The sequence below is a fragment of the Campylobacter concisus UNSWCS genome (genome assembly GCF_000466685.1).
GTDB lineage: Bacteria > Campylobacterota > Campylobacteria > Campylobacterales > Campylobacteraceae > Campylobacter_A > Campylobacter_A concisus_A.
Genome location: NZ_ANNG01000006.1, coordinates 122,753 through 135,481 on the forward strand (window position 1 = coordinate 122,753; position 12,729 = coordinate 135,481).

The 12,729-nt window shown below is 41.0% G+C and carries 10 protein-coding genes; 9 read left to right on the forward strand and 1 reads right to left on the reverse strand.

Translation table 11 applies throughout. From position 1 onward, the window contains the following. Positions 1-62 precede the first annotated feature (62 nt). The 4 genes from UNSWCS_RS02070 to rlmN are packed head-to-tail and all read left to right on the forward strand — an operon-like array spanning position 63 to position 5,921. Positions 63-3,341: a DEAD/DEAH box helicase gene (locus UNSWCS_RS02070; protein ID WP_021087077.1), complete on the forward strand. Its 3,279-nt coding sequence runs from the start codon at positions 63-65 to the stop codon at positions 3,339-3,341. 2 nt (positions 3,342-3,343) lie between these two features. Next, positions 3,344-4,099, forward strand: coding sequence for an imidazole glycerol phosphate synthase subunit HisF (hisF, locus tag UNSWCS_RS02075; RefSeq protein ID WP_021087091.1), 756 nt, complete (start codon positions 3,344-3,346; stop codon positions 4,097-4,099). Next, the gene (locus UNSWCS_RS02080; RefSeq protein WP_021087096.1) at positions 4,099-4,779 is read left to right on the forward strand and encodes a purine-nucleoside phosphorylase; all 681 of its coding nucleotides are present in this window, start codon (positions 4,099-4,101) and stop codon (positions 4,777-4,779) included. Before hisF ends, UNSWCS_RS02080 begins: the two co-directional genes overlap by 1 nt. Next, positions 4,776-5,921, forward strand: a complete 1,146-nt coding sequence (gene rlmN, locus UNSWCS_RS02085) for a 23S rRNA (adenine(2503)-C(2))-methyltransferase RlmN (RefSeq protein WP_021087080.1) — start codon at positions 4,776-4,778, stop codon at positions 5,919-5,921. The genes UNSWCS_RS02080 and rlmN overlap by 4 nt, the downstream gene beginning before the upstream one ends. 293 nt (positions 5,922-6,214) lie before the next feature. Here the strand turns inward: rlmN and UNSWCS_RS02090 are convergent, their stop codons facing one another. Beyond that, positions 6,215-7,138 (reverse strand): pseudouridine synthase family protein, encoded by a 924-nt coding sequence (locus tag UNSWCS_RS02090; protein WP_021087033.1) that lies wholly within the window; start codon positions 7,136-7,138, stop codon positions 6,215-6,217. A 187-nt stretch (positions 7,139-7,325) separates the two neighbouring features. Between UNSWCS_RS02090 and purB the strand changes: the two genes are divergently transcribed. The 5 genes from purB to UNSWCS_RS02115 all read left to right on the forward strand — a co-directional run bounded on the left by purB (position 7,326) and on the right by UNSWCS_RS02115 (position 12,416). After that, a complete protein-coding gene (purB, locus tag UNSWCS_RS02095; RefSeq protein WP_021087129.1) occupies positions 7,326-8,657 on the forward strand; it encodes an adenylosuccinate lyase in 1,332 nt (443 codons plus the stop codon). A gap of 383 nt (positions 8,658-9,040) precedes the next feature. Next, positions 9,041-11,416: a ribonucleoside-diphosphate reductase subunit alpha gene (locus tag UNSWCS_RS02100; protein WP_009295196.1), complete on the forward strand. Its 2,376-nt coding sequence runs from the start codon at positions 9,041-9,043 to the stop codon at positions 11,414-11,416. A gap of 36 nt (positions 11,417-11,452) precedes the next feature. Next, on the forward strand, positions 11,453-11,734 hold the full coding sequence (locus UNSWCS_RS02105; protein WP_021087027.1) for a hypothetical protein: 282 nt from the start codon (positions 11,453-11,455) through the stop codon (positions 11,732-11,734). Positions 11,735-11,736: 2 nt separating this feature from the next. Continuing rightward, positions 11,737-11,922, forward strand: a complete 186-nt coding sequence (locus tag UNSWCS_RS02110) for a hypothetical protein (RefSeq protein ID WP_021087020.1) — start codon at positions 11,737-11,739, stop codon at positions 11,920-11,922. Continuing rightward, positions 11,919-12,416 (forward strand): hypothetical protein, encoded by a 498-nt coding sequence (locus tag UNSWCS_RS02115; protein ID WP_035143341.1) that lies wholly within the window; start codon positions 11,919-11,921, stop codon positions 12,414-12,416. The genes UNSWCS_RS02110 and UNSWCS_RS02115 overlap by 4 nt, the downstream gene beginning before the upstream one ends. Positions 12,417-12,729: the final 313 nt, after the last annotated feature.

Here is a 12,729-nt window from a genome sequence, read left to right on the forward strand (position 1 = left end):
TTAGTTTAATCATATATAAAATGGACTATAATCACTAAATAACAACAAAATAAGGCGCAAATTTGAGTAGGGCAAATACCTTAAAATACTTTTTATTATCACAATATTTAGAGCCAAAAACCTTAGACGAGCCAAAAAAGACAAATAGCAAATTTAAAAAATCAATGGACCTTGAGATCGCAAATTTCGATGAGAAATTTATGCAAATTTTAAGGGCATTTGATAGGTCGCTTTTAAAAAATGGTGTAGAAATTTCGATTTATGGTGGCATTTTTGAGACTGATCTGCTCGCCCTTGCGATATCAAAGCTAGCAAAGGTGAAATTTGAAAAAGAGCAAATTTTAGAGGAACTACGCTCTGAGCAAACGAGCTTTGAAAAGGCATTTTGTTATAAGCTTAAGCTCTCTGGTGATCTACTCTTTTGCAAAAATGAGCAAAGTTTTGCTTTAAAAGATGCAAATTTAGATGATGAGCTAAGCCCATTTTTCACGCCAAACTCATCAAATGAGCTCTTTATCCCAACGGCTCCTTGGGCGATGGTGCGCCTAAACCACCTAAAAGAGATCAGCCAAAACGACTTTAACAAAGAGTGCGAGCACATCAAGGATAAAATTTCTATCCACAAAGAGAAAATGAAGCTTAGCGACTATGTAAAAGCAGTCCATGATGAGATAAAAAGCTCGCTAAAGACGCCATTTTGTAAAGACGTGATCAGGCTTGAAGTAAGGATAGCTGACCCAAATTTTAAAGAGAACGACGCCCTTTTAAATAGCTTTTTTATAGATGATATAAATTTACTTATCAAATTTTACGAGTCAGGCAGGACGCACGAGCTGACGGATCAGTTTTTAGACGAGGGCATTGAGAATAGATTTGAGCGACTTGACGTTAGAGACGAGCTAAATCAAAGGGCGGTTAGGGACTTTTTTAAGGCTGAGCGCTACCCTAGATCGGCCTTCGCAAGTGATTTTGCCTTAAATTTCTCACAGCAAATGGCGCTAAATAACATCATAGAGAAATTTAAAGAGGGAAATGGTGGAATTTACAGCGTAAATGGCGCTCCAGGCACTGGAAAAACAACGCTTTTAAAGGACGTGATGGCTGAAGTGGTGACGCTTAGGGCGATGAAGCTCGCGCAAATGAGCAGGCACGATATTTTTAGGCCAGTCTATGACAGCGACGAAAAGGCGCTTTATTTTAGGCTAAATGACGAGCTTCAAGACTACGAGATGGTCGTTAGCTCTTGTAACAACGGTGCGGTTGAAATTTTGAGTAAGGAGCTAAGCCAGTTAAAGAGCATAGGGGATTATGCGGGCGAGATTGATTATTTTAAATTTATAGCCACAAGGCTGCTCTCGGCTGATGAAAAGAGTGAATTTGACGAGAAGTCCTTTATCTCAAAGCCAGCTTGGGGATTATTTTGCGTGGCGCTTGGATCAAAGCAAAACAAGTCAAATTTTGTTTTTAACGCAATTAATGGCGTAAAGATCGAGGCTACTCACAGCCAGTATGACGAGATCACAAAAGAGTATGGCGAGTTTTTGGAGCAAGATGGCTTTTTGATGGGGCTTGGCAAGTACCTTGCAGTGGGCGAAGGCGTAGATGACTTTGACGAGGCGAAGGATAAATTTAACCTCGCACTTCACGAGGTAAATTTACTTTTTAGTGAGATCAGGATCAAAGAAGAGGAGCTAAAGAGCCTTAAAATAGAGCTAGCTGATGTTGATAGAAGGCTTGAGAGCTACTACTCGGCCAAGCAGATAGAGGAGCTTTTATCTCCGCTTGAGAGCGAATTTACTAGCGTTAGTGGCGAGCTTGGCGCTAAAAAGGCGGAGGCAGAGGAGCTAACAAGAGTTGTTAGTCAAAATGAAGCTTTGCAGGAGTATCTAAATTTACCGCAAAAGCCAGCATTTTTTACTTTTCAGCAAATTTTTAAGACAGAGGCCTTTGAAAAGTATAATGACGAGGCGCTAAAGGTTGGTGAGATAAACCGCCAGATAGCCGAGCAAAATTTAAAAGCAAGCAAGCAAAATGGCGAGAGCAAAGAGAAAAACGAGGCAAGGCTAAATGAGCTAAAAAACGAGATAGCAGGGCAGCAGAGTAGGGCAGCAGAGCTTGGCACTAAGATAAATCTTTACAAAAGGCTGCAAAGCGACTTTGCTAGACGCCAAAAGATACTTGGTAGGAGCGAGGAGCTAGATGGCTATCTAAACGGCAGCTTTAGCGAGAGTAATGACGAAATGCAAAAGAGTATGCCATTTATGATGGAATTTGGCATCGATCAGAAATTTCACAAGACAAAGCTTTTTAAGGCTAGGATAGAGCTTTTTAAAGAGGCACTAAATTTACACAAGGCAGCGATATTTGCTTGCAAAGAGGCTGTTAGGACAAATTTACGCGCCCTTAGCGTTATCTTTAACGATGAAAAGATGGCTGAGAAAAACGGCTTAGAGGCAAAACATAGACGTGAGATCATTAAAGGATTGTTTCTGCTAACGCCTGTTGTTAGCTCGACTTTTGCCTCTTTTAATAACACCTTTAAAGACCTTTTAAATGGCGATATAGGCATGCTTTTGATAGACGAAGCAGGGCAGGCAAATTTAACTAACGCGTTAGGCGCACTACTTCGCTCAAAGATGGCCGTGGTAGTAGGTGACCCGCTTCAGCTTGAGCCAGTCGTAACACTACCTGTTAGTTTAAATAATGCGATCCTTAGCTACTGTGAGGCAAAAGATGAGTTTAACCTGCTAAAGTCATCAGTGCAGCTAAGAGCCGACAAAGCGCAAAAGATCGGCACATATATAAAAGGTAGCGGCGAGAGTATCTGGGTCGGCTCACCACTCATTGTGCATAGAAGGTGCGCTAACCCTATGTTTGAGATCTCAAACGAGACCACATACGACGATATGATGATACTTGGCAGAAGCGCAGCAAGTAAATTTGCAAACACTAACGTGCAAACAAAGTGGATAGACGTTAGAAGTGAAGAGTGGATAGGCAATTACAACAAAGCCGAGGGCGAGGTGGTTAAAGAGCTCTTGGCAGGTGAGCTAGCTAGTCAGAATTATAACATCAGGATAATAACGCCATTTAAAGATGTTTGTAGAAATTTAAAAGGTGCTGGCACTATCCACACTATGCAGGGCAAAGAGGCTGATGTTATCGTCTTTGTGTTAGGGGGAGCTACAAAGGGCGCTAGAGCGTGGGCTGCTAGCAAGCCAAACCTGCTAAACGTGGCGCTAACAAGAGCAAAAGAGGTTATTTATATAGTTGGAAACCGAGAAAATTGGGCTAGTTTGCCATATTTCGAGGTGGCAGCCAGAAAGATAGACAAAGGATAAATTTGAATCATTTCGCAAAACGCATAATCCCATGCCTCGACGTAAAAGACGGCAGGGTCGTAAAAGGTGTAAATTTTGTTGGACTTGTAGATGCTGGAGACCCAGTCGAGATAGCTAAAAGATATAACGACGAGGGCGCTGACGAGCTTTGCTTTTTGGATATCACAGCCTCTCACCTTGGCCGTGATACGATAGTTGATGTCGTAAAAAAGGTCGCAAGCAAGCTTTTTATACCGCTAACCGTTGGCGGTGGCATACGCACGATCGACGACATCTCTCGCCTTTTAAATGCAGGCTGCGACAAGGTGAGTCTAAACTCATCGGCGATAAAAGATCCAAATTTGATCGACGAAGCGGCTAAGAAATTTGGCTCGCAGTGCGTCGTCGTAGCGATCGACGCTAAAAAGATCGAAAATGGTTATAGTGTTTTTATAAATGGCGGCAGGATCGATACGAAAAAAGATGCCTTTGCTTGGGCAAAAGAGGTCGAGTCGCGCGGAGCAGGGGAAATTTTGCTAACGTCTATGGATAATGACGGCGTCAAACAGGGCTTTAGCTTGGAGCTAACAAAGATCTTTAGTGCGCTTTCTATACCGACTATCGCAAGCGGTGGTGCGGGGAAAATGGAGCATTTTAAAGATGCTTTTGAGGCTGGGGCTGATGCGTGTCTTGCAGCTTCGATATTTCACTTTGGCGAGATCGAGATAAAAAAGCTAAAAGAGTATCTTAAGGCAAATGGCGTTGAGGTTAGGCTTTGATGTTAGTTATCTCAGCTGGAAAAAATGAAATTTTTGACTTTGCCTTGCCTATGGGAGTGGGGCTAGTTGATATGGCGATAAATTTGACAAAGTTTTTGCAAAAAAGATCATGTGTGGGAGCAGATGAAAAGAGTATAAATTTAAAAAACATTGATCCTCACTACCTCGCAAAGATCGAGGCTAAATTTGCAAACTCATCAAACCCAGAGCTGCAAAATTTAAGCCAAAATTTGTCAAAAAATCCTGAGCGAAATTTATACCAGATGCCAGAAAAGATAGTTTTTATTGGTTCAGCTGGTCTATATAAAGATGGTGAAATTTTGCAAATTTATGAAAGCTCGGTTGGAGCAAATGTTGAAATTTCTAGCATAGAAAATAGATCTTATTCGCCTATCGAGTGTGAAATTTCTTCTATCGTTTCACGTGGAACTATCAAAACAAATTCATCGAATTTCATAACGACAGACAAAAATTTGGCTTATAAGATGTTTGAAAAGGGATATTTTTTAGAAAATATGGAGTTTTTTTCTGTTCTAAAAGTGGCTCAAATTTTTAAAATTCCAGCTTATGGAATTTTCGTAGCAACAAATTTTTGCGATGAAAATGCGCATGCTGATTTTATAAAAAATCACGCAAAAGCCAAAGAGCTACTAACAAAATATGTAAAGGAAAATATGTGAAAAATTTGCTTGATCTTAGCATCGAAGAGTTAAAGGAGCTAGTCTCTCCCTCTTTTAGAGCGACGCAAATTTATGAGTGGGTTTACAAAAAAAATGCTACAGAATTTAGCCAAATGCTAAATTTACCAAAAGATATGCGCCAAGATCTGGCTGATAAATTTTACCTCGATCCTCTAAAATGTGTAAAATTTGAGCAAAGTAGCGACGGCTCTATCAAGTATCTTTTCGAGTTAAAAGATGGGCTAAAGATAGAGAGTGTTTTGCTACCGATGAAAGAGGAGATCAGCAACGAGGATGGTAAGGTTAGCCGACACGCTCGTTACACTGTTTGTGTTAGTTCACAGGTTGGCTGTAAAATGGGCTGCGCTTTTTGCCTAACAGCAAAGGGTGGTCTTGTTAGAAATTTGACTGCTGGCGAGATCGTAGGGCAAATTTTGTGGATAAAAAGAGAAAATAACATACCATATGAAAGGCGCATAAACGTCGTTTATATGGGTATGGGTGAACCACTCGATAACCTTGCCAACGTTAGTAAAGCGATCAAAATTTTAGCACTTAATGAGGGTCTAGCCATATCGCCACGCCGTCAAACCGTTTCAACTAGCGGCCTTGGTAGCCAGATAAAAAAGCTTGGCGAGATGGACCTTGGGGTCTTGCTAGCTATATCGCTACATGCTGTTACTAATGAGCTTAGAAGTCGCCTAATGCCGATAAATAAGGCTTATAATATCGAGGCTGTTATGGATGCTGTTAGGGGATTTCCTATCGATATGCGAAAGCGTGTGATGTTTGAATATCTCGTTATCAAGGACTTAAACGACAGCGTTAGTGATGCGAAAAAGCTGGTTAAACTGTTGCATGGTATCAAGGCAAAGGTAAATCTCATATATTTTAACCCACATGAGGGCAGTGAATTTGGACGACCCGAGCTTACTAACATGCTAAAATTTCAAGAATATCTAAGGGATCATGGCGTTACCTGTACGATCAGGCAGAGTAAAGGACTTGACATAAGTGCTGCTTGCGGACAGCTAAAACAGCGAAATGAAAATCCAAAATTTAAAGCTAACGTTAGCGATAAGAACGCAGCTAAAGCAGAAGAAAAACCAACTAACGATAAAACTAACGTGAGTAAAAAATGACAGCTCTTGATATCGCTGAGATAATTTTTATAGTGTTGGTTGCTGGTGTTGGACTTGGACTTATCATAAAAGTTTTGAAAGAAGAAAACAAAACTTCAAAATAAATTCTAAAAATTTGGCATGAAATTTTGTGTGAAAAACAAAAACACAAAGTTGATTGCCAAAATTTAATTCACAATGCGGTGACACTAAAAATCTAATTCTATTTTTCAATAAAAACTCTATTTCAAATTTAAAAGCAAAATTACGAAAAATTTTTGTAGATTATTTTTACTAGAAAGACTTTTTAAAATTTAAATATTTTGATTATTTGCTTCTTTTGCAAATTTATAAAACTCATTTTCGGCGTCAAATTTGCTTTTAATATTGTAAAAAATTTCATCAAATTTAAATGAAATTTCATCCGAGTGAAGTAGGAGCCTTTTTGCTCCAGTTAAATTTATCCGTTCACTATCGCTCATCTCTTTGTCTAAAATTTTCTCGATCTGTGGACGTGACAAACCATAAAGTGGTTCGCCAAGGATCTTGTGTTTCACATGAAACAAATGCAAGCGAATTTGATGCTGCCTGCCAGTGAGTGGGATAGCTCGAATTAAAGTCGTATCGATATCATCAAAATATCTGATCGGCAAAATTTTAGTCACCGCGCTCTTGCCATTTTCACAAATTTGCATTCGCATTTTCACATCGTCGTAGTTGTTTGCTAGATCCATCTTAGCATCGATCGTAAATTCTCGCTCGACCTTGCCTTGCACCATCGCGACATAGCTTTTAGAAACCTCTCGATTTTCAAAGATTTTCTTTAGTTTTATCGTAGAATTTCTATCTTTGCCAACGACTATCACGCCGCTTGTTTCGCAGTCTAGCCTATGTGCCACGCTCGCATCTCGCCCAAAAAGTGTGTAAATTTCATCATTTAGCGAGTAGTCGCAGTGCCTGCCATTTGGGTGGCTGAGCACACCACTTGGCTTGTCAAAGACGGCAAAGCTCTCGCACTCAAAGATCGGCTTTAGCCCCTTTGGCTTGGCCTCATAGTCGATCAAAAATACATCGCCGCACAAAATGGCATTTTTCTCGCTCACGACACTGCCTTCGCATATCAGCCTGCCTTTATCGATGAGGCGTTGAGTTTGGCTCATGTTAAAGCCGTTTTGCAGTAAAATTTCATAAGCTTTTTGATGATCTGCAGTAATGATAAATTTATTTATGTAGGGCAAAAATGATCCTTTTGAAAAATGAGCGAGCTATCTTAAGCCCAAATTTATAAGCGTATAACCGACATTTCAGCCCGGATTTTATATAATCAAAACTTAAATTTAGAGAAATTGCACGACGTGATTTCTGGCTCAAAAAGCCAAATTTATACTTTCAGGACAAAAGCAAACTAATACAAAAGGTTCAACAATGGTCGAAAGATACTCACGCAAAGAGATGGCTGAAAAGTGGAGCATACAAGCAAAATACGACGCTTGGCTCAAGGTAGAAAAAGCTGCCGTTAAAGCTTGGAATAAGCTCGGCTTCATAAGCAACAGCGACTGCGAGAAAATTTGCAAAAACGCTAAATTTGAAGTGGCTCGCATCGACGAGATAGAAAAGACGACAAAGCACGACGTCATCGCATTTTTAACAAGTATCAGCGAGAGCCTTGGCGAGGAGAGCAGGTTTATACACTACGGCATGACCTCAAGCGACTGCATCGACACGGCCGTCGCACTTCAGATGAAAGAGAGCTTGGAGCTCATCATAAGTGACGTCGAGGAGTTTATGCAGGCGGTCAAAGATAGGGCAAACGAGAACAAGCACACTCTCATGGTCGGCAGAAGCCACGGCATCCACGGCGAGCCGATAACTTTTGGCCTAGTGCTCGCCATCTGGTACGACGAGATCACAAGGGCGCTAAAGCTCATCAAAGACGCAAAAGATACGATCAGCTATGGCAAACTCTCAGGCGCTATGGGAAATTTAGCCCACGCTCCGATGGAATTTGAAGAGCTAACTTGCGAGGAGCTAGGCCTAAAAGCCGCCCCAGCGTCAAATCAAGTGATCCAGCGTGACCGCTACGCCCATGTGGTGAGTGCGATCGCAGTTTTAGCCTCTACTTGCGAGAAGATAGCTGTTGCCGTTAGACACTACCAAAGGACCGAAGTTTATGAGGCGGAGGAGTACTTTAGCCCAGGACAAAAGGGCTCAAGCGCGATGCCACACAAACGTAACCCAGTCCTTAGCGAAAACATCACCGGCCTTTGCAGGGTGCTACGCTCATACGTCACACCGGCACTTGAAAACGTCGCACTTTGGCACGAGCGCGACATCAGCCACAGCTCGGTTGAGAGATTTATCCTGCCAGATATGTTTATCACGGCTGATTTTATGCTGGTTCGTATCAAAAATTTGATAGCAAATTTGGTTGTCTATCCGGAAAATATGATGAAAAATTTAAATTTAACAGGCGGTCTAGTCTTTTCTCAGCGTGTGCTTTTGCAGCTGCCGCAACGTGGAATTTCTAGAGAGGACGCCTACAAGATCGTTCAGCGCAACGCCATGAAGGTCTGGGCGGACTTGCAAGAGGGCAAAAAAGCGATAGACGAGCAAGGTCACAGCCTATTTTTACAAAATTTGCTAAACGACGAGGACCTAACTAAGAGCCTTAGCAAAGATGAGATCAAAGAGTGCTTTGACTACAACTACTACACCAAAAATGTAGATAAAATTTTCGCCAGAGTCTTTGGCAAATAAATTTAAACGCAAGGGGTAAATTTAGCCCCTTGCAAATACCCTAATACAAAATCCACCTTAAATTTAGCTCGCCAACTTTAAGCCTAATTAGCGTCAAATTTATCAGCTGGGAGCTAGCATTTTCAAGTAGCTTTTACAAGCATCAGCAAAATTTATCTGCAATGTTGGCGCATTTAACTTTTGGGCGCCAAAGCTAGCACAAAAGCTTATCATGTTTAACACCTTCGTCGCTCTCTCAGACTAAAAAACGATAGTTTTAACAAGCCTTTATCCTTCTCATTTTGGCTGTAAATTTTATATTTATTTAGTAGTTTTTGGCAAAGAGAGTTTTTATATCTTTTTGGATAAAATCTCAAATTAAAATTTAACACGGAGAGATATTTTTGAAAGTTATAAAACGTAATGGCAGAACAGAAGAGCTTGATATCAGCAAGATCAAAAAATACACAAACGAAGCCGTCCTAGGTCTTAGCAACGTAAGTCTTAGCGAGCTTGAGGTAGATGCGAAAATTCAGTTTAGAGATATGATAACGACTGAGGAAATTCAGCAAACTCTTATAAAAACAGCAGTTGATAAGATCGACATCGACCGCCCAAACTGGACATTTGTTGCAGCAAGGCTATTTTTGTTCGACCTTTATCACAAAGTGACTGGTTTTAACGGCTACAACCACCTAAAAGACTACCTCGCAAAGGGCGAAAAAGTAGGCCGCATCATCCCTGGACTAAAAGAGAAGTACGACTTAGAGGATCTAAACGCCTACATCAAGCCAGAGCGTGACCTTCAGTTTGCATACCTTGGTATCAAAACGCTTTATGATCGCTATCTCATCAAAGACAAGAGCGGTATGCCCATCGAGCTGCCACAGCACATGTTTATGGCGATCGCGATGTTTCTTGCGCAAAACGAGCTAGATAGCCAAGGCTGGGCTAAGAAATTTTACGACCTTATCTCTAAATTTGAAGTGATGTTAGCCACGCCAACGCTCTCAAACGCAAGGACTACGCGCCACCAGCTAAGTAGCTGTTACGTAGGCAGCACGCCTGATAATATCGAGGGCATTTTTGATAGCTACAAAGAGATGGCGCTACTTTCAAAATTTGGCGGCGGTATCGGCTGGGACTGGAGCAAGGTGCGTGCGATGGGCGGCAGTATCGACGGACACAAAAACGCAGCTGGCGGCATCATCCCATTTTTAAAAGTGACAAACGACATCGCAGTAGCGGTCGATCAGCTAGGCACTAGAAAGGGCGCGATCGCTGTTTATATCGAGCCTTGGCACATGGATGTGAGCGATTTTCTCGATCTTCGTAAAAACTCAGGCGAAGAGAGACGCCGCGCGCACGAGCTTTTCCCTGCGCTTTGGATAAACGATCTATTTATGAAGCGTGTCAAAGAAAATGGCCGCTGGAGCCTCTTTGACCCAGCTCAAGTGAGCGACCTTTGCGACCTTTACGGCGAGGAGTTTGAGAAGAGATATTTGGAGTATGAAAACGACGAAAATATCCAGAAAAACACCATCCTTGCAAAAGAGCTTTGGAAGAAAATTTTAACTAGCTATTTTGAAACGGGCATGCCATTTTTATGCTTCAAAGATAACGCCAACAAAGCAAATCCAAACGACCACGAGGGCATCATCAGAAGCTCAAATTTATGCACCGAAATTTTCCAAAACACAGCGCCAAACTACTATAAGATCAAGATCACTTATGAAGATGGTGGCGAGGAGCTATTTGACGAAGAAGAAGACGTCACCGTCGATAGCGGCATAACTAAAAAAGCCAAAAAGCTTAGCGCGCTTGATAGCCTAAAAGGCAAGCAAATTTTCATCGTAGAAAAAGAGAGCATCGAGGGCAAAACGGCAGTTTGTAACCTTGCAAGTATAAATTTAAGCAAGATAAACAGCAAAGAGGACATCGAGCGTGTCGTGCCGATAGCTATCAGGATGCTTGATAACGTTATAGACCTAAATTTCTACCCGCACAAAAAGGTAAAACACACAAATCTTGCTTCTCGCTCGATCGGCCTTGGCGTCATGGGCGAAGCGCAAATGCTAGCTGAGAAAAACGTAAAATGGGGTAGCTATGAGCACTTGGCGCTCATTGATAGCATAATGGAAAACATAAGCTACAACGCGATCTATGCTAGCTCAAATTTAGCCGTAGAAAAGGGCATCTATCCAAAATTTGAAGGCTCAAAATGGAGCAAAGGCATCATGCCGATAGACACCGCAAACGAGAACGCAAAAGCCCTTCTAAACGACAAAGGCGGGCTATTTGACGAAAATGTCTGCGACTGGGACAAGCTAAGAGAAAAGGTCAAGCGTGACGGCATGAGAAACGGCTACCTAATGGCGATCGCTCCAACTAGCTCGATCTCGATCCTAGTTGGCACTACTCAGACCATCGAGCCAGTCTATAAGCGCAAGTGGTTTGAGCACAACCTAAGCGGTATGATCCCAAATGTCGTGCCAAATTTAAGCCCAGATACGTGGCAGTTTTATACGCCAGCTTATGAGCTTGATCAAAGAATTTTAATAAAAGCAGGCGCTATCCGCCAAAAATGGATCGATCAAGGTCAAAGCTTAAATATCTTCATGAGCTTAGACAAAGCAAGCGGCGGATATCTAAGTGAAATTTACACGCTTGCGTGGGAGCTTGGACTAAAATCAACCTACTATCTACGCTCTGAAAGCCCAGATAGCGAAAAACTAAACGACGTGGCCGACCGCTCGATCGAATGCGAGGGTTGTCAGTAGTTAAATTTATCCTTTGCTTGTCATAAAGGATAAAAAATGAGTGAGAAAAGTTTTAAAGAAGAGTTTTTAAAAAGAGGTTTTAACAAAGGCATTAAGAGAGAGCGAAAAAGTGAGCTTGATAATTATATTTTAGATATAAACGAACTCTACGAAGAGGGCTACTCTTTAAAAACGATACACTCTTTTTTAGTAGAGGAGAAAGAGCTAGGTATGAGCCTAACTACTTTCTCAAGTGCATTTAGAAGATTACGTAAAAGGAAAGGATTAGATAACTCGAAAAATAAAGCTAAAAAGCAAGTTGAAAGCAAGGGGGAATAAAAATGCAAAAAGAAGTAAAACAACTGGAAGATAAGAGCGATAAAGTTACTTTTGTTACTGACTTCGAGGGCGAAGAATTTTGCATTGTTAAAATTCCGCCTGCTCTTGGTTTAAAGCCTGAAATTGTAAAAATAGTTGATTATGAAGAGCTAGAAAAAGAATTAAATAAAGAAAAGGAGCAAAAATGAAAACTTTAGTATTAATTATAACATTATTTTTGAGTATATTAAATTTGAATGCTTATGAAGTAAATCCTGATGTCTTTCACAAAGAAAAAAATAATACAAATAAAGAAAAAGTGGATTGCTCTGACCCTAAAAATAGACCTCGAAATATTGCTGGAACACTAATGGGGGGAAAAAAAGAGTGTTATTTAACCGCCGAGCAAGCAAAACGTGATTTAGATTTAACTATCGGACGTAACCCAGTTACTGGAGAGGTTACTTCAAGAGCAAAGTTGGCTGGTGGGGATAACGCTACTATGCGCTTAGAAAACGCTCAAATGAATTACGGCAAAAAGAAATACGAGCTTGAAGAGGCAGAGAAATTTTATGCTGATGACCCTAGCACCAAAAATTCTAACCGCCTTGATAAAGCTCGTAAGGCATTTAAAAAAGCGCAGCTAGGCTTAGAGGCGGCAGAAGAGATAAAAGGTAAAGACGATAGAAGAAATACAAAATAGTAGCGGCGTGGTCTTTCACGCCTTGGGTTTAAATTCTCTGAAGGTTCAAAGCTTTTTTGAGAGTAGAATACTAAAATATTTTCAAGGTCTGATTGAAAGCGTCTGCTTAATAAAAGCTTCATTTAGACCTTTCTTTTTAAAAAACGTTCTCATCTCTAGGTTAAATTCGTCTAAATTTATACACTCTAATTCGCCACGTTTTTTAGCGTTTATTAGCCCAGCCAGATCCTTTTGATCTGCTTCATCTAAATATCCGTCGTCATCATAATGATACCCAAATAAGCTTGATTGACCTGTAAAATTTCAAATCTAC